Here is a 22,422-nt window from a genome sequence, read left to right as displayed (position 1 = left end):
CCGCGGCCGCTCCGCCGGTGTTTCCCCTGGCACCGCGGAGCGGCCGCCTTCACCGCCGCGCGGCCCGGACCGGCCCGGACCGACGACCGTGCCGCCACCGCCGTCGATATGACGGCCAATCAGGCTCCACCCGATCCCCGCGGCCCCCCCCGCACGGGGTGTGTGTCCAGGTCAACGGCACACTCGGTACGATTCCTGCCGCTGCCGGCCCGCGCCGACCGAGGCCGGTCCATGCCGACGTCTTACGGGGGTTTCTTTCACGTGTTCGGAATCGTCCGGCCCTGCACCCATCGCCTGTCCCAGGGCCTCAAGGCGGAGTGGATGGCCCATCTGTGCGGCCTCTGTCTCGCGCTGCGCGGCGACCACGGGCAGTTCGCCCGGGTCGTCACGAACTACGACGGGCTGATCATCTCCGTGCTGACGGATGCGCAGTCCGGTCCCGCGCCGGCCCGCCGCCGTACCGCGGGGCCCTGCCCGCTGCGGGGTATGCGGACCGCGTCGGTGGCGCAGGGGGAGGGCGCGCGCCTCGCGGCATCGGTGTCCCTCGTGCTCGCCTCGGCGAAGATACGCGACCATGTCGCCGACGGGAACGGAGCGTTGCGCCGCCGGCCGGTGGCCGCCGCCGCGCGCAGGGTCGCCGCCGGCTGGGACCGGGCCGGGGCGCGCACCGGCGCCACCCTCGGCTTCGACACCGCCGTACTCGTCGACGCGGTCGACCGGCAGCTGGGCATCGAGGAGCTGGCCGGGCCCGGCACACCGCTGACGTTCATCACCGAGCCGACCGAGACGGCGACCGCCGCGGCCTTCGCCCACACCGCGGTGCTCGCGGGCCGGCCGGGCAACGCCGCGCCGCTGGCCGAGGCCGGCCGGTTCTTCGGGCGGCTGGCCCATCTCCTCGACGCCGTGGAGGACCAGGCTTCGGACGCCGCCGAGGGCGCCTGGAACCCGCTCGCCGCGACGGGCGCCACCCTCGCACAGGCCCGCCGGCTGTGTGACGACGCGCTGCACGGCATCCGACTCGCCCTGCGCGACGTGGAGTTCGCCGACTCCGCCCTGGTGCATGTGCTGCTGGTCCACGAACTGCGCCGCTCGGTGGACCGCGCCTTCGGCACGGCCTCCTGCTCCCACCAGGGGCCCGGAGCACCGGGGCCGTACGACGGCCAGGGCCGGAACCCGTACCGAAACGGCGGACCCTCCCCGTACGGACAGCCTCCGCAGCACGGGCAGCCTCCCCACTACGGCCAGGCACCGGCCGGCGGTGGTCCGTACGCCCACGGGCGGCAGCATCTGAACGGGCCGCAGAACCCGTACAGCGGCGGTCCGGTGGGCCCCGGCGGCCCGAGCGGCGGTCATGGCGGTCACGGCGGCGGCTCCGGCGGGGGCGAGGGCGGGATGCCGCACTTCCCGCCGCAGCCGAAGAAGCCCCGCGGCTTCTTCGCCGGCTGTGCGGTCGCCATCGGGCTGTGCTGCACCTGCAAGCTCTGCTGTGCGGAGGAGTACGAGGGGCCGTGGTCGCGCAAGAAGCGCGAGGGATGCTGCCAGAACTGCGACTGCTGCGACGGCTGCAGTCTCTGTGAGTGGTGCGAATGCTGCGAATGCTGTGAATGTTGCAGCTGTTGCGACTGCTGAATCGCTGACGTTCCCGACGATCCTGACGTCCGCCGGGGGCGGCCACGGCCCGTGCCATGGCCGCCCCCGGGCCGGTCAGGCGCCCGGTGGCACCCGCGACGGGCGTCCCGAACCCCCGGTGAAGCGGTAGCCGGCGATGCCGCCCAGGGCGGCGAGCACTCCGCCCGCCGCGGTCCACAGCCAACGGTCGGACCAGCCGCCGGAGGACCAGCCGCCGTCCGGCTCGCCCAGGGCGGCGGGCTTCCCCGGTGCGGCGCTCTCCTGGGCCTCGGGTGAGGCGGTGGAGGCGCCGGGCACCAGGGGAGCCGCGAGCGTGCCGTCCACGTCGTGGGCGCCGCCCTGGTCGGCGAGGGCGGCATCGACCTCGGCGTGTACCGGCAGACCCAGGTCGTCCTTGGGCAGGTCGGCCACCGTCAGGCGTACGTAGTAGCTGCCCGGCAGGGGGTCGTTCGCCCACGGCTCCGCCCAGGCGCGGACCGTACGCAGCGTGCAGGACAGCTCGACGGAGCCCGCATCCCGGGCCGCCGCCCTGGTCTGGGCGCCGTACTGGCACGACTGACGGCGGCGCAGCCCGTCATAGACATCGAGCTGCCAGGTGGCGGTGCCGTGCCGGGCGCTCTGCGGGAGGGTCACCTTGGCCTTGACGGTGGCGCGCTGCCCCGCGTCCACGGGCAGCACCCAGTAGAGGTAGTCGCCGGTCGACGCATCGGCCGTGGCCCGCTGGTCCGGGGTGATGGCGGTCGCCGTACGGAACGAGGTACCGGCCTCCGTCGGGGCCGGCGCCTCCCCGTCCGTGCTGCTGCTCGGACTGGGGGAGGGGCTGTCGGCGAAGACCGTTCCCGCCGTGCCGAAGAGAGCGGCGCCCGCCAGCACAGCGGCCGTCAGGGTGCGTAGGGTGCGCATCAGCGGGTCCTCCAGACGGTCACGCGCCAACGGGAGATCCAGCCCCACAGCAGGCCGGCGACCAGCCCGGTGAGGGCCAGCGAGACCAGCAGCCACCAGCCGTGTCCGAGGCCGAAGAAGGCCGCGTCGGAGGCGTCATCGGGCCCGTCCACCAGGTCGACGGTCAGCTCCACGGGCAGGCCCGGATCGGTCTTGACCGAGGCGGGCGCCGAGAAGGAGTTGCTGACCTGCAGACAGACGGTCTCCGGCGCGGATGTGTCGTCGTCCGAGGAGGCGGACGGCGCCTTCGGGTAGCGCAGCCCGGAGGAGATCACATCCGTACGGCCGTCGCCGGCCTCGGCGCCGCGGACGATCTCCCTGCCGTGCACGGTCGAGGCCCGCAGCAGGACCCCGTAGTCGTTGTTGACCGCACGGTCGGCGGCGATGCTCACCGAGGACCGCAGTTCCTGGCCGGGCCGGACGTCCACCCGGTACCAGCGGTGCTCGGCGAACTTCTCACGGTCGGTGTAGAGACCGGGCTTGAGCTTCGGGGCGCCGGCGCACTGCTGAGCCCCCTCGGTCGCCACCGGAGTGACCACCGGACGGGCCGCGCGGTCCACCAACTGGTGTACCCGGTCCCGGAGTTCCTTGGTGTGCTGTACCGAGGTGTAGGTTCCGCCGGTCGCCTCGGCGATACAGCTCAGCTGGTTGCGGGTCTTGGCGTCCGGCAGCAGACCGAGGGTGTCGACCGTCAGATGGATGCCCTTGGCGGCGATGTCCCGCGCCACCTGGCAGGGGTCGAGCGGGGAGCAGGTGTCCTCGCCGTCCGTGATGAGCACGATCCGGCGGGAGCCGTCGCCGCCCTTGAGGTCGTCGGCCGCGCCCAGCAGAGCCGGTCCGATGGGCGTCCAGCCGGTGGGGCTGAGCGTGGCCACCGCGGTCTTCGCCTCGGTCCGGTTCAGCGGCCCGACCGGGTAGAGCTGCCGGGTGTCCTTGCAGCCGACTTTCCGGTCCTCGCCGCGGTAGTTGGCGCCGAGGGTGCGTATGCCGAGCTGGACCTCGTCCGGCACGGCATCCAGCACCTCGTTGAACGCCTGCTTCGCCGCGGCCATCCGGCTCTGGCCGTCGATGTCGCGGGCCCGCATCGAGCCGCTGACATCGAGCGTCAACTCGACTTTGGGGGAAGGCTTGGCGTCCGGTTCATCGGCGCCGGCGGGTGTGGGGGCGAGCGCGAGGGTCATCGCGGCCAGCAGGCCGCACACCCCGGCCGCCAGCCGTTTTCTTGTGATCATCGCCGGATCGTATGGAGAAAGTCCCCGCATTCCAAAAACGGCCCCTCAAATGCGGTGCGGGCAAGGGGCGGTGGCGCGGATGCCGGCCCGGCGGACCGGCATCCGTGCTCTGTACGGCGTCGGGGGAGGGGCGTACGGAGCGCCGCCCGGTGCCGTGCTCAGGCCAGTGCGACGGCCATCCGCCGTACGGCCTCGGTCAGCAGCTCGGGCGACGTCGCCAGGTTGAGCCGGACGTGCCCGGCGCCGCCGGTGCCGAAGCCTGCACCGGGGCTGAGAGCCACCCTGCCACGGTCGAGAAAGACCGCGGCGGGGTCGTCACCGAGGCCGAGCGCGCGGCAGTCGAGCCAGGCGAGATAGGTGCCGGCGGCGGGGCGGTAGCGGACCGCGGGGAGCCGTTCGGCCAGCAGGCCGCCGAGCAGCCGGCGGTTGTCGTCGAGGCCGCGGAGCACCGCGTCGAGCCAGTCGCCGCCGTCCCGCAGGGCGGCCGTGTGGGCGATGATGCCGAGATGGCTGGGGCCGTGGCTGACCTCCTCCGGGATACGGGCCAGATCGGCGGCGGCGGCGGGCCCGGCGAGGGCGAGCGCGGCCTTGAGACCGGCCAGGTTCCACGCCTTGGAGGCCGACATCAGCGACAGTCCCGCCTCCGCGCCCGGCACGCTCAGGTAGGGCACGAACCCGGCGTCCGGGGACACCACCGGGGCGTGGATCTCGTCGGCGACGACCCGTACGCCGTACCTGTCCGCGAGCGCCGCGACCGCGGACAGCTCCCCGGCGCCGTGCACGGTGCCGGTGGGGTTGTGCGGGCTGCACAGCAGGTACGCGGCGCGGCCCCCGTCCGCGACGGCGTGCCCGAACGCCCCCTCCAGCGCGGCGAAATCGATCCGCAGGTCCGCACCCAGCGGCGCTTCCACCACCCGCCGGTCCATATGCGTCACGAACTGGTAGAACGGCGGATAGACGGGGCAGTTGACGACCACCGGGTCGCCCGGCCCGGTGAGCTGCTTCAGCACTTCGACGATGCCCAGCATCACATCGGGCACGATCGCCGTACGTTCCACCGCGAGCCCGTCCCAGCCCCATCGCGTCCGTGCGAAACCGGCCAGCGCCCGGGCGTACGCGGTGCCCGCCGGGTAGCCGGTGTCGCCGAGCGCGACCGCATCCGTGATCGCCGTGGCCACCGGTTCGGCGAGCGGCACATCCATCTCCGCCACCCACAGCGGCAGCACATCGTCCGGGTAGGCACGCCACTTCATGCTCGTACGCCGCCGCAGTGCGTCCAGGGAGAGCCGGCGCAGCGGGTTGGGGTCGTCGGGGGAGGCACACGGCACGGGATCCATGGAGCCAAAATAGGCACGATGTGCGACGAAGGGCAGAGGGAAAGCGGCCCCAGGGGGTGTTGGGGGTGTTTCCCCGTCATCGCCGGGGCCGGTGGCGCTGGGCCCCGTCCGCGCCGGCCGGCCGGTGCCGGGCCGGGCTTCAGGTGGCGGTGAGCACCAGAGCGGCCTGGTCATCGGGGGTGGACCGGCCCGCGAAGGCGGTCACCGCGGCATGGACGGCCTCGATGAGACCGGCGGCACCGGACGCCGTGCCGGGGAGGGCGAACAGGGCATCGGTCAGACGGTGTTCGTCGAAGAACTCGCCGGTGGCGGAGCGGGCCTCGGTGATGCCGTCGGTGACCAGCACCAGGCTGTCGCCCGGCGCGAGGTCGAGCCGGCAGGAGGCGCCGTGGAATTCCGGGCCGATCCCCAGGAGCAGGCCGGACTGGACCAGATGCTCGACCGTGCCGTCGGCGCGGCGCACGAGCGGCGGCACATGACCGGCCCGGATCAGCTCCAGTGCGAGGTGCGACCCGGCGTGCCGCAGTTCGCCGTAGACGAGGGAGACGAAGTGCTCCTCGTCGAGCGGGCTCCCGGTCAGCGCGTCGTTGATGGCGGCGACCACGTCCGCCGGATCGTGCAGCAGACGCGCCGCGGCGCGTGCGGTGTGGCGGACCATGCCGGTGGTATTGGCGGCCAGTGCGCCGCGCCCGCAGACATCGCCGATCATGAACGCCCAGCGGTCGTCGGGGAGCGGGAAGACGTCGTAGAAGTCGCCGCCGACCTCCAGGCCTTCGCCGGCGGGGTGGTAGTACGCCGCCAGATCGGCGCCGGGAATCCGGGGCAGCTGGGGAGGCCGCAGCCCGGCCTGCAGATCGCGGGCCAGCTGGACGCGGTCGCTGAACTGGTGGGCGTTGTCGGCACTGGAGGCGGCCCGCCGGGCCAGCTCCTCGGCGAGGGCGACGGCATGGCCGTCCAGCGGCCGGTCGGTGGCCAGGAGGGTCAGTACGCCGAAGGTGCGGCCGAGGGTGGCCAGCGGGACGCTGACATAACCGGTGACACCGGGCAGCCCGGGCAGCCCGGGCCGGTCGCCGGGCGGGGCCGCAGGGTGGCCGGTCTCCGTGGCGCCGGAGGCCAGGACCCGGGCCACCGCCCGGTCGACGTGCCCGGCGAGCACCGGGGAGGCGAGGAGGTCTTCCTCGGCCGGGGAGGCGGCGGCCACCGCGATCCGCCGGGTCCGGCCGTCCTCCTGCACATGGACGCTGCACAGCGGGGCCAGGGTCGGTACGGTCAGCCTGGCCAGGCGCTGCAGACAGTCCGCGTAGTGCGGCTCGCGGGTGATGGCCGTGCTGGCGTCCAGCACGAAGGCCAGGTCCTCACGGGCCTCCCGCTCCCGCTCCTGGGCGGCGCGGCCCGCCTCCAGGGCCCGGTGGCGCTCGATGGCCAGCGCGGCGATACGGGCGAACGCGGCACTGAGGGCCAGGTCCTTCTCCTCGGGGGCCTTGGGAGCCCGGTGGTACATCGCGAAGGTGCCGAGCAGCCGGTCGTCCGTGCCCAGGATCGGAGTGGACCAGCACGCCGCGAGCCCGGCCCGCGCCGCCACCTCCCGGTAGTCCTCCCACCGGTGATCGGTGGCGATATCGGTGGCGATCACCGGAACCCGCAGATACGCGGCCGTGCCGCACGAGCCCACGTCCGCACCGATGGGGATCCCGTCGATCGCCTCGTTGTAGAAGGCGGGCAGGCTCGGCCCGGTGCCGTGCCGCAGCTGCCGGCCGCCGGGATCGGCCAGCAGCACCGAGACGATCAAGTCCGGCGACAGGTCCTCGATCGCCCGGGCCATGCCGGTCAGAATGCTGCCGAGCGGGGCGTCGCGGGCTATCTGCTCCAGCAGGATGCGCTGCTCGGCCGCGAGGAGCTGGGCGTGGTGGTGGACGGTGGTGTCCACCGCGATCACGATCACCCCGTCGACCTCGCCCACCGCGTCCCGGCGGGGCTCGTAGGTGAAGTCGAAGAACCCCTCCCGTTCCCTCCCCGGCGCGCCGAGCACCAGCCGCGCGCCGCGGGCCCGGAACGTGGTGCCGGTGCGGTACACCGCATCGAGCCGGCCCAGCACACCCTGCGGGCCCAGCTCCGGAATCAGCTCGCCGATCGGCGTGCCGGTCTGCGCAGGCCCGCCGCCGAACGCCTCGAAGAACGCCGGATTGGCCGCCTGCAGCAGATGGGAGGGGCCGCTCAGCGCAGCGAAGATCACCGGAGCCTGAGCGAACAGGTCCTCGTACGCCTCGGTCCGCCGGGGCGGAGACCGGGGATGAGTGGTGACCGCACCGAGGCGATCCGGCTGTAGGGACATGACAGGCCGCCTCTCTCGCGCGCGTCGACCGCGGCGCCCGTCCACCTCCACTCTGGCACACCACCCCGGGGAATCCAGGCCGCAGCCGGAAGGATCACCGAGCGGATCCTCCCGGCGACACGCTGCACTCCGCGTCCTTCTCGTGTCGTCCTTCTCCTTCGCCCTTCCTGCCCTCTCTCCTGCCGTTGCCGTTGCCCTACGTCTCGGGGTCCTGGTGCGTCCGTTCGGAGTACCCGGCGCCCTTCCCCAGAGAGGCTGCGCCCCCTTCGCCTCCTTCTCTCCTAGGGTCCTGAGGGCCGGTCCGGCCCCGGCCGGTGGCCGCTCCCGCCTCCGCCTCCGCCGACGGGTTGGAACCCAGTGATCGAACTCGCCCCGGACCAACTCCCCCCGCTCACCGACTGGTTCCCGGCCGGCTCCCCCGGGGCGGCCGCGCTGCCCGAACACGTACGGGCCTTCGGCACCGGCCGCTGGTGGGCCGACCGGGCCACCGCTCCCCGCGCCCTGGCCGTGGCCTGCGCGGGCCACGTCCTGCTCCGCGGCGACCCGGGCGCCCTGGCCCCCGACGCCCTCGCCGTCTTCGGCGCGCACCATGTGCAGGCCCCCGCCCGCTTTCTGCCCGCCCTGAGCAGCGCCTTCGACCTGGTCGTGCCGTGGGAGCGGATGCTGTATCTGCACCAGGTGCCGGTACCGGTGCCGCGCCTCCCGGACGGGGTGACGGTGCGTCGGCTGGCCCCCGAGGACGCCCCGGCGCTGGCCGCCCTCACCCGGGACGCGGCGTGGCTCCATGCGAGCTGGGGCCTCCCGGCCGCTCTTGCCGCCTCCGGGCTGGGCTGGGGCGCCTTCCGGGAAGCGGACGTCCTCGCCGTGGCCTGTACGTACTTCCACGGCACCCGGTACGAAGACCTCGCCTGCTTCACCGGCCCCGGACACCGCCGTCAGCGCCTGGCCCTGGCCTGTGTGACCGCCCTGTGCCGGGACGTCGCCACCCGCGGCCACCTCCCGAGCTGGACCTGCTCCCGCGACCACCGCCCCAGCCGGCTCCTCGCCTGGACCGCGGGATTCCGCCTGGCGCGCGAGTACGTGCATCACCTGACCGGAAAGCCGGCCCGCCAGGGAGCCGGACTTCCCGCCTGAACGCCCGCCGCCCGCTTCTGGCCCCCGGGGACACGAACGCGCCACACCGCCGAACACCACGGCCACGACGCTCCGCCTACGTACGCTGACGTGGCCGTCCGGTCGATGGCCGGCCCCGTTCGCGGTACGACAGGAGCACACGATGGCCGCCTCCGCCGGTTCTCCTCCCCGGGCCGCAGCGCGGCATCGCCTGCGCGCATGGATGCTGGAGGGCCTGGCCGACATGGCCAAGCACCACCCCGGTCCGCACGCGGGGCCGCAGAGCGCCCACCGCGGACAGCGGTGGTGGCGGGTGATGTGCCTGACCGGAGTCGACTACTTCTCGACACTCGGCTATCAGCCGGGCATCGCCGCCCTGGCTGCGGGCGCACTGTCGCCGGTCGCCACCCTCGTCCTGGTCCTGGTGACGCTGGCCGGCGCGCTGCCGGTGTACCGGCGGGTGGCCCGGGAGAGCCCGCACGGCCAGGGCTCGATCGCGATGCTGGAGCGGCTGCTGTCCTTCTGGCAGGGCAAGCTGTTCGTGCTGACCCTGCTGGGGTTCGCCGCCACCGACTTCCTGATCACCATCACCCTGTCGGCGGCCGACGCCGCCACCCACCTGGTGGAGAACCCCCACCTCACCAGCGCCCTGCACAACGGCCGGCTGGTCATCACGCTGGTCCTGATCGCGCTGCTGGGCGCGGTGTTCCTCAAGGGCTTCCTGGAGGCCATCGGGGTGGCGATCGTCCTCGTGGGCCTCTACCTGGGGCTCAACGTGGTCGTGGTGGTCGCTGGAGTGTGGCATGTGGCCACCGCGCCCCATGTCGTCGCCGACTGGTCCCATGCCCTGACCACCGAGCACGGCAGCGCCCTGGCGATGGTCGGGGTGGCCCTGCTGGTCTTCCCGAAGCTGGCGCTGGGCCTGTCCGGATTCGAGACCGGCGTGGCCGTCATGCCCCATATCGAGGGCGACCCCGACGACACCGAGGAGCGCCCCACCGGGCGCATCCGGGGCGCGAAGAAGCTGCTCACCACCGCCGCCGTGATCATGAGCGTCTTCCTCATCATCACCAGCTTCATCACGACCCTGCTCATCCCCGAGCCGGCGTTCCGGCCCGGCGGGCCGGCCAACGGACGCGCCCTGGCCTATCTGGCCCACGAGTACCTGGGCTCCGCCTTCGGCACGGTCTACGACGTCTCCACCATCGCCATCCTCTGGTTCGCCGGCGCCTCGGCCATGGCCGGCCTGCTGAACCTCATGCCCCAATACCTGCCGCGCTACGGCATGGCGCCCCACTGGGCGCGCGCGGTGCGCCCGATGGTGCTGGTCTTCACCCTGGTCGCCTTCCTGGTGACCTGGCTCTTCGACGCCGATGTGGACGCCCAGGGCGGCGCCTACGCCACCGGCGTCCTGGTCCTGATCAGCTCCGCCGCGATCGCGGTGACCATCACCGCACGGCGCGCCCGCGAGCGGGGCTGGACGATCGGCTTCGCGGTGATCTCCGTGGTGTTCCTCTACACCACCATCGCCAACGTCATCGAGCGCCCCGACGGGGTGAAGATCGGTGCCTGCTTCATCGCCGGGATCATCCTGCTGTCGTTCCTCTCCCGCCTCGCCCGCGCCTTCGAGCTGCGGGTGACCAGCGTCGTGCTCGACGAGACGGCCGAACGGTTCGTCCGCGATGTCGCCCACCGCAAGATCCGCTTCATCGCCAACGAGCCCGACCAGCGCGATCTGTCCGAATACCGCGACAAGCTCCAGCAGATCCGTACCGACAACGACCTGCCGGCCGACGACGACTTCATCTTCGTCGAGGTCACCGTCGGCGACCCGTCCGAGTTCGAGAGCGAACTACGGGTACGCGGCGAGGTCATGCACGGCCGCTTCCGGGTGCTCGCCCTCGAAAGCTCCACCATCTCCAACGCGCTGGCCGCGCTGCTGCTGCACGTCCGCGACGCCACCGGAGCACGGCCGCACATCTACTTCGAGTGGACCGAGGGCAATCCCTTCGCCCAGTTCCTCCGCTTCTTCCTCTTCGGGCAGGGGGAAGTCGCACCCGTCACCCGTGAAGTCCTGCGCGAGGCCGAACCCCACCGCGACCGACGCCCCCGCGTCCACGTCGGCTGAACGAGTCCGGCCATGGTGTGCGCAGGGGCGGCGGTCGCGGTGACTCAGACGCGGTCGGCGGCGATCAGCAGGTACTGGAAGCTGCCGTTGCGGTAGGCGTTGAGGAAGGTCTCCTCGATGCCCGTGACCAAGTGGTCGGCCTTCCTGCGCAGTTCCCAGTACGGCAGCGCCACCTCGGTCAGGTCCTGGACGTGCACGGGGACGAGCCGGTTGCGGGCCATGGCGCGGAAGTACGCCGAACGGGGATGGATGTCACAGATGTAGTGCGCGTTGATCAGGGACACCTCGCGGGAGGCGCGCCCGTAGGCGTCGTTGTAGCAGCCGGTGATCGTGACGTACCGTCCCCCGCGCCGCAGCAGCCGTGCGTGCTCCGCGAACAGCAGCTCCAGCTCGACGTACATGGTCGACTCGTTGTTCCAGGACGCCGCGTACGCGCCGGAGGTGAAGCCGGTGTCGAGCATGTTGCGGTGGTGGTAGCGCACCTCGTCGTCGATGCCGCGCTTGCGGGCCTGCGCATTGGCGAAGTCGGCCTGCTTGGCGGAGATCGTGGCCCCGTCGGCGTGGCAGCCGTAGCGCAGATGCGCCACCACGCTGCCGCCGCCGCGTCCGCACCCGGCGTCGAAGACCCGGTCGGTGGGGGAGAGATCGCCGAGGTGGGAGGCGAGGAGCTCGGCCTGGGCGTGTTCCAGCCGGTGCAGTTCGCCGGTGACCCGCTCGCGGCGGAGGCCCGGGTCCTGCTCGTCCAGCACCGACCAGTCGGCGTCCCCGATGCCGTAGTGGTGGTGGTACAGGTCGTCGATCTTGCCGAGTTCGAGGTTGACCGGGTTTTCCTCGGCGTTCCAGTAGTCCGCGACGCGGGACTGGTACGTGGACTGGGTCGGCACCGGTGTACGGGCGGTGTCGGCGTGAGCGATGGTCAACGGTGACTCCTTGCGAGGTTGCGCGGGATCGGTCGGTCTACCAGTAGTTCGGCAGCTGGTAGCGGTCGGTGTTGGTGGCGTGCCACTCGTGGTTGCCGGAGACCCAGGCGGCCAGGCCCCGGAGGTACCTTTCGAGGAGGGGCGAGAGGGCGGCCAGCGGCGCCGACTCCGTCTCGAACGCCTCCATGACCTGGTTGTGGATCTCGACGCTCTTCAGATAGGCGGCCTTCAGGCCGCGCTTGTCGTGGGCGGCCACCACTTGCGGCAGGTTCAGGTGGGTCGGGTCACTCGCCAACTCCTTGGTGAAGGAGTACAGGTCATTGACGATGGTCGTGGCGTTGCAGGCCAGCGCCGTGACCCGCTGGACCTCGGGACGGGCGTAGAGCGCTTCGGGCAGTTCGTAGCCGTCCACGGCGTCGACGAGGGACAGGCAGGGGCGGAAGTTGTTGAACTGCCGCATCACCAGGTACTCCCAGACCCGCGGTACGTGCCGGGTCTCCGCCCAGGAGGCCTCGGCGAGATAGCCGAGATGCAGCCGGGCGACGTCATGGACGAACCGGTCCGTCTGGCTGGGAGTGGCGAGAGCGGCGTAGTCCTTCAGGGCCCAGTGGTACGAACGCAGGGGCCCGTCGGCCTGCACGCCGCGGCGCCACTCCTCCTCCAGCCCGGGGGGGCCGTGGAAGGGATCGAGCGCCGACTGGGCGATGACCAGCCGGCCGCCCAGACCGCGGCGCGCGGCTCCGCGGCCTTCGTCCTCCTCGCAGTAACAGCTGTCGACGATGTTCTCCGCCAGCAGCAACTCACCGGCGACGGTGAGGTGTTCGAGATCGGCCGCACCGGGATGCTGCAGGACGACGGCCCGGCCGACCTGGAACTGTGCGAAGTCCCCGGTCCACCGGTCCGGGAAGAGATCCAGCCGGCGGGCCCAGGCCTCCAGCCTGCGGTCGATCTCCTTGGCCTTTTCCGGGTCGGCGGGGACGGCGGGCCGGTACCTCAGCCCGGGGACGGCCCCGCCGCGTCGGGCCCGTACGGTGCGGGCGAGGTTCGGCGGGCCGGGCAACGAGAACCCGGCGGCGGTGTCGGGGGACGTGCTCATGGTGCGTACTCCGCCTGGTCAGTCGCTGCTCCGGCCGATCTGGACGTTCTCCAGGACGCCGGCCGCGTCGGGCACGAGGATGGCCATCGAGTAATAGGCGGTGACCAGGTATTTGATGATGGCGGCGTCGTCGACGCCCATGAAGCGGACGTTCAGGCCGGGCTGGAACTCCTCGGGGATACCGGTCTGGTACAGACCGACGACCCCCTGGTCCGCCTCGCCGGTGCGCAGCGCGATGATGCTGCTGGTGTTCGCGTCGCTGACCGGGATCTTGCCGCACGGGAAAATCGGGACGCCGCGCCAGGCGGGGACCTCGTGCCCGTCGACGTTCGCGGTCCCCGGCACCAGACCGCGCTTGTTGCACTGCCGGAAGAAGGCGGCGATCGCCTTCGGGTGGGCCAGGAACAGCCGCGTCTTGCGGCGCATGGACAACAGCTCGTCCATGTCATCGGGGGTGGGCGGGCCGGTGTAGGTGCTGATGCGCTGGCCGTAGTCGGCGTTGTGCAGCAGCCCGAACTCCCGGTTGTTGACCATCTCCCATTCCTGGCGCTCGCGGATCTCCTCGACGGTGAGCCGGAGTTGCTGCTGGGTCTGGTCCATGGGCTCGTTGTAGAGATCGGCGACCCGGCTGTGCACCCGGAGCACGGTCTGGGTCAGGGAGAGTTCGTACTCGCGCGGGGCGAGGTCGTAGTCGACGAAGCCGCCGGAAAGCGTCGGCTCGCCGACGTGCCCCGCCGCGACCGGAACCTCCGCCTCGCCCCGGCGGTTCGCGGGACGCTGCTGCAGCTCCGCGTACGCCGCCAGGTGTGCGGCCAGCGACGGCACCCGGTCGGTCAACTCCCGGATCACGTCCCAGGGCAGCACCATCAGCACGCCGGAGGTCTCGGCCCGCACCGAGCTCAGCCACAGCGGGTCGGGCCGCCCGATCGCCTCGTCCCCCATCTGGTCGCCGTCCGTGACGACACCGATGACTTCCTCCTCGCCGTACTTGCCGGCGGTGTAGCGGACGAACCGGCCGTGGACGACGAGATACGCCTCGGTGGCGGGCTGCCCTGCCTCGAAGAGCACCTGGCCGGCCCGCACTTCACGGACCCGGAAGCGGCCCGCGAGCTCGCTGAGCACCCCGGCATCGTCGTAACCACGCAGGGCGGGCAGCTCCGTGAGCGTCTGCGGGATCACCCTGATGTCGTCCGCACCGTTCTGCTCGAACTGGACACGCCCCCGGCCGACACGGAGTTGCAGACGACGGTTGACCCGGTATGTACCGCCCTTGACGTCCACCCACGGCAGCGTCTTCAGCAGCCACCGCGAGGTGATGGCCTGCATCTGGGGCTCGGACTTGGTGGTGGTCGCCAGCTGGCGCGCGGCCCGGGTACTGAGGCTGGTGAGCGCGCTGTCTGCGGATGGTTCGAGAGCGGGCTCCTCGGCAGCGGAACCGGTGACACTGTCCGGTACGGACACATTCCCTCCCGGGACGTGAACAGAAGTGAGCAAAGCGGCCGGTGATGAACAAAGTGGCCGTGCGTCACCAAGCCAAACAGACCGGAGATCATCTCGGTACAGCGCGAAAGGGGGCGTCCTCGCATTCAGCAGGCGCAAACCCCGGACCGAAGCGAACAGTGCCCACCCGCGCCTCCGCACGCCCTCCGGCCGCTGCATGATCCGGGAATACGTGCGCCGGGACGGTTACCCGTATCGCTCAGCGGCGGTGGTCGGGAGCGGTGACCGGATCGGAATGGCTTACCTGGGCGGGCCGTTGGGGGCCTTGGACCGGCTGCGTGGATCCAGTGGACTGGGCGGATCCGGCGGGCTGGGCGGACTGGAAAGACGTGCCTGTGGGGGGAGTTGGGCAAGACATGGCGGTGGTCTTCGACGACCGCCGCCGTGCTGATGCCTGGGCAAAAGATGCCCGAGCTGAGCCGGGCTGCCCTACCGTGGGGCGCCATGAAGGTCCTGATCATCGGCGGCAGCGGGTTCCTGGGGACGGAGCTCGTGCGCCAGGCGACGGCCGCGGGCTGGGAGACAGCCGCAACGTACTGCTCCCGCCCAGGAACCATCCCCGGGGCTTTGTGGCATCAGCTCGATCTTCGGGCCCCTGGCCACATCGACGAGGTGCTGGCCGCGGTTGACCCCGGTGCCGTCATCAACGCAACCAGTGGAAACGGCGACTGGGCGGTCACGGCCGAGGGCGCGATCCGCCTGGCGATGGCCGCGGCGAAACGCGGTTGCCGACTGGTCCACGTCTCCAGCGACGCGGTGTTCTCCGGTTCGCGGATTCACTACGACGAGACCTGCTTGCCCGACCCGGTCACCCCGTATGGCGCGGCCAAGGCCACCGCCGAGACGGCCGTGCGGCTTCTGGCGCCGGCCGCCGCGGTCGCACGCACTTCGTTGATCATCGGGTACGGCACATCCGTGCACGAGCGACTGGTCCATGCCCTGGCTGCCGATGCACACGACGGTGTCCTGTTCACCGATGACATCCGCTGCCCGGTGCACTTCGAAGATCTGGCCTCCGCTCTGCGGCAACTCGCAGTGTCCGACCAGGCCGGGGTATTCCACCTCGCCGGAGCCGATGCCCTCAGCCGGTACGAACTCGGCGTTCTCATCGCTCAACGTGACGGACTCGACGCACGCCTGCTGCCTGCCGGACGTCGGGCCGACAGCCAAGTGCCCGGGGCACTCGACGTCCGCCTCGACAGCAGTGCCACCCAGAGACGCTTACACACACGGCTGCGTGGGGCCCGGGAGTTCCTTCAAGCCCGGTAATACGGGAGTGGGGCGCTGCCGGCCGGGAGGAGTGGGACGGGGAGTGGGACGGCTCTTAGGGTCGCGTAACTCCGCCGCCGGAAGCGCCCGTTGTGGGTGTCCAGGGTGTGGGTGTCCCGGAGCTGCGGCCGGCTCAGGAACAGCAGGGCCGCTGTGCGGGCCGGGCGCGCCAGGGCCGGTGCCGCGGCCACCATGCCCGCGGCCGCGCCGTTCACGGCCGAGGCCACATTGCCCCACAGGATGCGCGGGGAGACCGAGAAGGGCGCTGCGGCGTCGACCAGTTCGCGGATCGGCCCGTCGAGCAATTGCTCTACGGCGTCGGTGTCGGCGTCGGCGTATGCGTCGGTGTGGGGGTCGGCATCCGCGTAGGGGGAGGCGCAGGCGTAGGTGTCGGCCCGGGGCCGGGTACGGGCGTCGTCATGGGATTCGGCTTCGGAGCCGGAGCCGCAATGGGCGGCACCGGCGGCGATGGAGGCCACCGTCTCTCGCGGCAGCGACAGGGCGAACGCGCCACCGAGGCCGGAGTGCCACCTCAGCTCGTCCAGGGCGGGCGGTCGTGAGGGCAGGCGCAGGCCGTGCAGGGTGGCCAGGCCGAGCATCGGTGAGAGGACCCGTGCCACCAGACCCAGCTGTGCCACGGACGCGGCCACCCGCAGTTCGACGGCCTCGGGCGGTCTGCCGCTGCGGGCGGCAAGCGAGGCACGTACCGCGGTGACACGCTCCCGCAAAACGCCGCTCTCCTCCCGCGTCACCTCGCTCAACGTGCGCCAGGGAGGGGCGAGTTCCGACGCTGCCGGGTGCGTCTCGAAGGCGAAGAAGGGCCCGAGGGCCGCGACCTGTTCCTGCCGGGCGGCAGTGGGTTCCGTCATGGCTGTCTGTCCGGTTTCGAGGGGGCGGGGGAGGGCGGGGAGGAGCCGGTCGTGCAGAGCACCCGGCCGTGCAGCACGTGGTACTGCCGGGGCCGGCGCAGCACAGCACTACCGGGGCGGCGCACAGCCCTTCACTTCCCCCGTTGATAGAGGTCGGTCAGCAGGGCCACGGCAGCGTGGGTCGCCGGATGCGGGTCTTGGCGTCGCCAGATGAGGTGGACCGCGATGGGCGTGGCATCGCGTAGCCGCCGGAAGACGATCCCGTCGCGCCGGTACTGGTTGACGGTGCTCTCGGGGGTGATCCCGACGCTGCGGCCCGTGGTGATCAGCGCGAGCCAGTCATCGATGTCCTGGGTGTATTCCACGACGGGACGCGCGGACGCGGGCCACAGGTCGGCCGTGGTGGTGCCGGTGCGCCGGTCGATGAGGAGGGTGCGTTCGCGGATGTCGGCCAGGGCGATGGAGCGGCGGGTGACCCAGGGGTCGTCGTCGGCCATGGCGCAGTAGCGGCGTTCCCGCCCGACGACGGCACTGGCGAAGCGCGCGTCATCGAAGGCGGTACGCACCACGGCCAGGTCGCACAAGCCCTCCGCCAGGCCGCCGGTGGGCGAGTTGGTGCGGACCAGATGCAGCTCGACGTCGGGGTGGCGGGCGGCCCAACGACGCTGGTACTCGGCGGTGTGCCGGCCCATGGCCGACCATGCGTGGCCGATGCGCAGCCGGGTGTGGCCGGTGGTGGCTTCGCGGATGAGGTTGTCGGCCTCGGCGAGCACCGTGCGGGCGCGCGCCAGCACCTGGACGCCGGCGGTGGTGGGGAGGACGTTCCTGCTGGTGCGGTGCAACAGCCGTACCCCCAGGGAGTCCTCCAGCGAACCGAGCGTGCGGGACACCGCCGCCTGGGAGATGCCGAGATCGATGGCGGCATCGGTGAAGCCACCGGCGTCGACGATCGCCACCAGACAGCGCAGATGTCGCAGTTCCATTGTCCAGATCCATAACCACGGCGCATCGATGAGTACGTGCATGCATTTTACGTATGGATGGGTCCGGCCGGATGCTCGGTGCATGGGAAAGAGCACTGAAGGCCGGTGGCACCCCGAGGTCGCCGGCGGGGGACCGGCGGCGCACCCGGGCCGTGCGGCGGGGGTGGCGATGATGTTCGCCAGCGGGCTGTCCAATCAGATCGGTGCCGCGACCGGAGCGCTGGCGTTTCCGGTGATCGGACCGGCGGGCGTGGTGGCCGTACGGCAGTGGGTGGCCGGACTCGTCCTGCTGGCGGTGGGGCGGCCGAGGCTGCGCGCGTTCACCTGGCGGCAGTGGTGGCCGGTGCTGTGCCTGGCGGCGGTGTTCGCCACGATGAACCTGTCCCTCTACACGGCGATCGACCGCATCGGCCTGGGCCTCGCGGTGACCCTTGAATTCCTCGGGCCGCTGGCCGTGGCACTGGCCGCCTCCCGCCGCCTGGCGGACCTGCTGTGCGCCCTCGTCGCCGGTGCCGCGGTCGTCCTGCTGACCCGCCCGCAGCCGGCCACCGACTACACGGGTGTCGCGCTGGGCCTGCTCGCCGCCGTGTGCTGGGCGTCCTACATCCTGCTCAACCGGCTCGTCGGCGCCCGGCTGCCGGGCGCCGAAGGCTCGGCCGCGGCCGCCGGTGTCTCCGCCCTGCTGTACCTACCCGTCGGAATCGCCGTGCTCGCCGACCACCACCCCAGCGCGAGCGCCGTCGGATACGCGGCCGTCGCGGGCCTCCTCTCCTCGGCCGTCCCGTTCCTCGCCGATCTGCTCGCGCTGCGCCGGGTCCCCGCCCGCTTCTTCGGCGTCTTCATGAGCGTCAATCCCGTCCTTGCGGCGCTCGTCGGCCTCGTCGTCCTGAACCAGACCCTGCAAGGCATCGACTGGCTGGCCATCGCGGCCATCGTGACGGCCAACACCGTCAGCATCCTGACCGGCGGCTCGCGCACCACGGCTCCGTCCGGCGGCCGCGGTACCGTCTCAACGGACGTGGCGCTCGATCCCACGATGGCGGTTGGCCCCACGAGGGCGCTCGACCCCACGATGGCGGTTGACCCCACACCGACGGACGCCCCCGCAGCAGAGACTGCCCTCACCACGTCGCACGGCCGCGAGACCGGATCGATCCCGTGCCGTGAAGTCTGCTGAACGGCGTACCCGTGGGCCGCAGCGCCGGCCGGGGCGCGCCTGCCGGCAGTAACGGAGCTTCCCGGCCACCTCCCTTCACCAGGACAAATGTCCCGAAGAATGGGGGGCCGGTGCCTCTGCCGCCGGGGAGTGCCGGGAACTTAGCGTGCAGGCATGTCACAGACGATCACAGATCACGCGGCGGAGTTCTCCGGCGTGTCCAAGAGTTTTCATCAGGTGAAGGCGGTCGACGGGCTGGAGTTGTCGGTGGGCCGGGGCAGGATCACCGCGCTGCTCGGCCCCAACGGGTCGGGGAAGTCCACGTTGATCGACATGCTTCTGGGCCTGCTGCGTCCGGACCACGGGCGGGTCGAGGTGTTCGGCAAGGCACCCGATGCGGCCGTACGGGCCGGGCTGGTCGGGGCGATGCGGCAGGACGGGGCCTTTCCCGCCAGTGCCAAGGTCCGCGAGGTTCTGGAGCTGGCACGACGGCTCTATCCACGGCCCGCGTTACTGAGCGAGCTGACCGAAGTGGCCGATATAGGAGGCCTGTTGAGCCGACGTGTGGACCGGCTGTCGGGCGGTCAGCTGCAGCGGGTGCGCTTCGCCTTCGCGGCCGCGGGCGCGCCCGGCCTGCTCGTGCTCGACGAGCCGACGGCCGCCATGGACGTCGAGGCCCGGGCGCGGTTCTGGGAAGGCATCAGGAGCTGGGCCGAGCGCGGCCGTAGCGTGCTCTTCTCCACCCATTACCTGGAGGAGGCCGACGCCGCGGCCGACCGGATCGTGGTGATGAACCGGGGCAGGATCCTGGCCGAAGGAACCGGCGAGGAGATCAAGCGGACGGTGGGCAGACGCACGGTCAGCTTCCGCACGGACGGTCCGCCGCCGGCCGGAGTGGAGTTACTGCCCGGCGTCTGCGGCGTGGAGCGGCGGCACGACAGGGTCCGGCTGTACACGACCGACTCGGACGCAACCGTCCACGCCGTGCTGTCCGGCGACTTCGCGGCCCGCGATCTCGAACTGTCCGGGAGCAGCCTCGAAGAGGCCTTCCGCGCGCTCACCACCGGGACCGCTCACCAGGCCGTACAGGAGGTGAAGCACTGATGCTGACGCGCCATTACCTCCGCTTCGAACTGCGGCGGTTGCGCCGCGATCCGAAGTTCGTGGTTCTCACCGTGGCGATGCCGGCGCTGCTGTACCTGATGTTCTCCACGGTCGGCGGTCCGGGCGCTCCGGGGGCCGGGTACGCCCCGGATGCCGCGGTCATGGCCGGTATGGCCTGTCATGGAGTGCTGATGGTGACCCTCACCAACGGGGTCAACATCGCACTCGACCGGAACATCGGCTGGGCCGCACAGCTGCGTACCACTCCGCTGCGCGCGACGCAGATAGTCATCGGCAAGGGGGGCAGCGGCCTGCTGCTCTCTCTGCTCTCGCTGCTCGCCGTCTTCCTGATCGGCGGGACGGCACACGGCATCCGGCTGAGCGCTGCCCAGTGGCTGGAGATCGGCGCGATCACCTGGCTGGGCAGCCTGCCCTTCGCCCTGCTGGGCATGGCCCTGGGTTTCCTCGTCTCGCCCACCACCAGCGGTCCCACCGTCATGGCCTGCGTCATCGGCATGTCCGCGCTGGGCGGGCTGTGGGTACCGGCACGGCTGTTCCCTGAATCCCTCCAACACGTGTCCGAGGCGCTGCCCACCAATCACTGGGTCCACCTCAGTCAGGCCCTCCTGGAGGGTGGGGCATCCCGTATGTCGGAGCTGTCGGACCTTGCCGTGCTGGGGGGCTGGACGGTGGGCTTCGCGCTGTTGGCCGGCTTTGCCTTCCGGCGGGAGGTGACGCGTTGAGCCGCGACAGGGGCGGGGCGAGGGGCGGTGCGAGGGACCGGAGCATGGGCGCCGTGCCGGCGTTCACCGTGGACAGTGCCGCCACGCGGGGCCGGAGTACGGGCGCCGCTCCGCCGCCCGCTGTCTGCCGTGGACGACGACCCGGCCATGACAGGCCGGAGAATAGACTGAGAATGCTGCACGACGCGGTCCTGGCGCGGCGCGGCGGGAGGGGACGTTCATGAGCCTGCGCTTCGGCCCGGGGGTGAAGACCGCGGGCGGGCCGGGGGAGCCCGCCTCCTCCCGGGGCGCCGTGGTCGGCACCACGGTCGGACTCATTCCCCTGTTCGGCCTGGTCCCCTCGCTCTCCGCCTCGGACAGTCCGCTCGTCACCGTCCTGGCGGCCGCCTGCGCCCTGGTCCTCTTCGCGGCCTCCCAGGTGATGCTCGCCTGGTCCTACCACTCCGCCCGGCTCGACCAGCGGTTCCGGTTCGCCTTGCTGGTTCCGCTCGCGGCGCTGTCCGTGGCGCTCCCGCTGTGGCTCGGCAAGGACTGGACCATTCTGCTGCCGTATCTGTCAGCGACCGCCGCGGTGGCCGTACCCGCCAGGCTGACCCTCCCCGCGCTCGCCACCTCGGCAGCGCTGGCCGTCTTCGTGGCGGGCCGGACCGGAGCGGATACCACCGCGCTGGCGGTGATGACCACCGCGGTCGGCCTGGCCATGACGACCTATCGCCGTATCCTCGATCTCAATGCCGAACTCCGCTGCACCCGGCGTGCATTGGCGCGGGCCGCGGTGGCCGAGGAGCGGCTGCGCTTCTCCCGGGACATGCACGACACACTGGGCCACAGCCTCCTCCAGCTCACCCTGCGTGCGGAAGTGACACGGCGGCTCTACCGGGCGGGCGGGACGGACGTGGAGGCGGAGCTCCAGCAGATCGAGGACATGGGCCGTCAGTGCCTGGAGCAGGTGCGCGAGGCCGTCACCGGCTACCGGCGGCTCAGCCTGTCCGCGGTCATCGAGGAGGCCCGGACGACACTGGCCGACGCCGGCGTCACGGTGACGGTGGACGCCGCCGCCGGCCGGCTGCCCGAGACGGTGGAGACGGCGCTGAGCTGGGTCGCCCGCGAGGCCCTGACCAACGTCGCCCGGCACTCCCGGGCCGCCAACTGCCGCGTCGTACTCCGCAGCGAGGACGGCCGCGCCCTGCTTCAGGTGCTCGACGACGGCACCGGGCCCGCCCGGTCCGTCCGGCACTCTCGTCCTGGGACCGGCGGCAACGGACTGGCCGGGCTCGCCGAGCGGGTCACCGCACTCGACGGCCGCCTGCGCACCGGCGCCGCTCCGGGCGGCGGCTTCCGCCTCCAGGCCACCATCCCCCTCGCGGCGGCCGACCGTGCCCGGGAGACGACATGATCCGGCTGCTCCTCGCCGAGGACCAGGCCATGGTGCGCGGTGCCCTCGCGACCCTGCTCGGCCTGGAGCCTGACATCACGGTGGTCGGCCAGGTGGAGGACGGACCGGGGGCCGTGTCCGCCGCACGCCGGCTGCGGCCGGACCTGTGCCTGCTCGACATCGAGATGCCCGGGGGCAGCGGACTGGACGCCGCCGAGACCCTCCACGCCGAACTGCCCGAGACGAAAATCCTGATCTTCACGGTTTTCGACCGGCCGGGCCATCTGCAGCGCGCGCTCGCCGCCGGGGCCGGCGGTTTCATCGGGAAGAACAGGCCGGTGGACGAGCTTGCGGTGGCGATCCGTCAGGTGATGGCCGGGGAGACGGTGATGGACCCCGCACTGGCCGCCGCGGCGCTGCGGGCCGGGCCCAACCCGCTCACCCGTCGCGAACAGGAGGTGCTGGCAACGGCGATCGACGGGGCGTCGGTCCCCGCCATCGCGGCGCGGGTGCACCTCTCCGAGAAGACGGTGCGCAACTACCTCTCCTCGGCGATCCAGAAGACGGACACCGCCAACCGCTTCGAGGCAGCCCACACGGCACGCGAGCGCGGATGGCTGTAGGCGCCCCGGCGGGAGCGGGCGACCGGTCCCCGCCGAGCCCAGGGGGTCGCGCCTCGCTCCTGGACTCCGCC

At 71.9% G+C, this 22,422-nt stretch carries 17 protein-coding genes and 1 pseudogene; 9 read left to right on the top strand and 9 right to left on the bottom strand.

Going from position 1 to position 22,422, the window contains the following annotated elements:
* The first annotated feature begins 261 nt into the window (after window positions 1-261).
* Entirely contained in the window at window positions 262-1,629 is a 1,368-nt protein-coding gene (locus D9V36_RS04530; protein ID WP_129292616.1) for a DUF5685 family protein, read from the top strand.
* A 75-nt stretch (window positions 1,630-1,704) separates the two neighbouring features.
* On the opposite strand, the gene D9V36_RS04525 is transcribed toward D9V36_RS04530, so the two are convergent.
* From D9V36_RS04525 to D9V36_RS04510, 4 genes are all read right to left on the bottom strand, one after another.
* Complete coding sequence (locus D9V36_RS04525) at window positions 1,705-2,532, bottom strand: hypothetical protein (protein ID WP_129292615.1); 828 nt, start codon at window positions 2,530-2,532, stop codon at window positions 1,705-1,707.
* Window positions 2,532-3,803: a VWA domain-containing protein gene (locus tag D9V36_RS04520; RefSeq protein WP_129292614.1), complete on the bottom strand. Its 1,272-nt coding sequence runs from the start codon at window positions 3,801-3,803 to the stop codon at window positions 2,532-2,534. The genes D9V36_RS04525 and D9V36_RS04520 overlap by 1 nt, the downstream gene beginning before the upstream one ends.
* Window positions 3,804-3,961: 158 nt before the next feature.
* The gene (locus tag D9V36_RS04515; RefSeq protein WP_129292613.1) at window positions 3,962-5,140 is read right to left on the bottom strand and encodes a MalY/PatB family protein; all 1,179 of its coding nucleotides are present in this window, start codon (window positions 5,138-5,140) and stop codon (window positions 3,962-3,964) included.
* 139 nt (window positions 5,141-5,279) lie between these two features.
* Window positions 5,280-7,472, bottom strand: a complete 2,193-nt coding sequence (locus D9V36_RS04510; protein WP_129292612.1) for a SpoIIE family protein phosphatase — start codon at window positions 7,470-7,472, stop codon at window positions 5,280-5,282.
* Window positions 7,473-7,829: 357 nt separating this feature from the next.
* Between D9V36_RS04510 and D9V36_RS04505 the strand changes: the two genes are divergently transcribed.
* Both D9V36_RS04505 and D9V36_RS04500 read left to right on the top strand, forming a co-directional pair.
* Entirely contained in the window at window positions 7,830-8,606 is a 777-nt protein-coding gene (locus D9V36_RS04505; protein WP_129292611.1) for a GNAT family N-acetyltransferase, read from the top strand.
* 142 nt (window positions 8,607-8,748) lie between these two features.
* Window positions 8,749-10,713 (top strand): APC family permease, encoded by a 1,965-nt coding sequence (locus D9V36_RS04500; RefSeq protein WP_129292610.1) that lies wholly within the window; start codon window positions 8,749-8,751, stop codon window positions 10,711-10,713.
* A gap of 44 nt (window positions 10,714-10,757) precedes the next feature.
* Here the strand turns inward: D9V36_RS04500 and D9V36_RS04495 are convergent, their stop codons facing one another.
* The 3 genes from D9V36_RS04495 to D9V36_RS04485 are packed head-to-tail and all read right to left on the bottom strand — an operon-like array spanning window position 10,758 to window position 14,190.
* On the bottom strand, window positions 10,758-11,633 hold the full coding sequence (locus D9V36_RS04495; protein WP_129292609.1) for a geranyl diphosphate 2-C-methyltransferase: 876 nt from the start codon (window positions 11,631-11,633) through the stop codon (window positions 10,758-10,760).
* 37 nt (window positions 11,634-11,670) lie between these two features.
* Window positions 11,671-12,729, bottom strand: coding sequence for a family 2 encapsulin nanocompartment cargo protein terpene cyclase (locus D9V36_RS04490; protein WP_129292608.1), 1,059 nt, complete (start codon window positions 12,727-12,729; stop codon window positions 11,671-11,673).
* A gap of 18 nt (window positions 12,730-12,747) precedes the next feature.
* Window positions 12,748-14,190, bottom strand: coding sequence for a family 2B encapsulin nanocompartment shell protein (locus D9V36_RS04485; protein ID WP_129292607.1), 1,443 nt, complete (start codon window positions 14,188-14,190; stop codon window positions 12,748-12,750).
* Between the two features lie 483 nt (window positions 14,191-14,673).
* Between D9V36_RS04485 and D9V36_RS04480 the strand changes: the two genes are divergently transcribed.
* On the top strand, window positions 14,674-15,498 hold the full coding sequence (locus D9V36_RS04480; protein ID WP_129292606.1) for an SDR family oxidoreductase: 825 nt from the start codon (window positions 14,674-14,676) through the stop codon (window positions 15,496-15,498).
* Here the strand turns inward: D9V36_RS04480 and D9V36_RS40680 are convergent.
* Window positions 15,486-16,367, bottom strand: a complete 882-nt coding sequence (locus tag D9V36_RS40680; protein ID WP_164992875.1) for a hypothetical protein — start codon at window positions 16,365-16,367, stop codon at window positions 15,486-15,488. The genes D9V36_RS04480 and D9V36_RS40680 overlap by 13 nt on opposite strands.
* Window positions 16,368-16,498: 131 nt before the next feature.
* Window positions 16,499-17,350, bottom strand: coding sequence for a LysR family transcriptional regulator (locus tag D9V36_RS04470; RefSeq protein ID WP_129292604.1), 852 nt, complete (start codon window positions 17,348-17,350; stop codon window positions 16,499-16,501).
* 82 nt (window positions 17,351-17,432) lie between these two features.
* Between D9V36_RS04470 and D9V36_RS04465 the strand changes: the two are divergent.
* The 5 genes and pseudogenes from D9V36_RS04465 to D9V36_RS04445 form a co-directional block, all read left to right on the top strand.
* A pseudogene (locus tag D9V36_RS04465) lies at window positions 17,433-18,311 on the top strand (EamA family transporter); the annotation flags it as partial.
* A 369-nt stretch (window positions 18,312-18,680) separates the two neighbouring features.
* Window positions 18,681-19,610, top strand: coding sequence for an ABC transporter ATP-binding protein (locus D9V36_RS04460; protein WP_129292602.1), 930 nt, complete (start codon window positions 18,681-18,683; stop codon window positions 19,608-19,610).
* Window positions 19,610-20,353 (top strand): ABC transporter permease, encoded by a 744-nt coding sequence (locus tag D9V36_RS04455; protein WP_129292601.1) that lies wholly within the window; start codon window positions 19,610-19,612, stop codon window positions 20,351-20,353. The genes D9V36_RS04460 and D9V36_RS04455 overlap by 1 nt, the downstream gene beginning before the upstream one ends.
* Window positions 20,354-20,573: 220 nt before the next feature.
* Window positions 20,574-21,749: a sensor histidine kinase gene (locus D9V36_RS04450; RefSeq protein ID WP_129292600.1), complete on the top strand. Its 1,176-nt coding sequence runs from the start codon at window positions 20,574-20,576 to the stop codon at window positions 21,747-21,749.
* Entirely contained in the window at window positions 21,746-22,351 is a 606-nt protein-coding gene (locus tag D9V36_RS04445; RefSeq protein ID WP_129292599.1) for a response regulator transcription factor, read from the top strand. The genes D9V36_RS04450 and D9V36_RS04445 overlap by 4 nt, the downstream gene beginning before the upstream one ends.
* Window positions 22,352-22,422 lie beyond the last annotated feature (71 nt).

It is taken from the genome of Streptomyces lydicus, assembly GCF_004125265.1.
Classification (GTDB): Bacteria; Actinomycetota; Actinomycetes; order Streptomycetales; family Streptomycetaceae; genus Streptomyces; species Streptomyces lydicus_C.
This window is presented reverse-complemented; position numbering and strand designations above follow the sequence as displayed.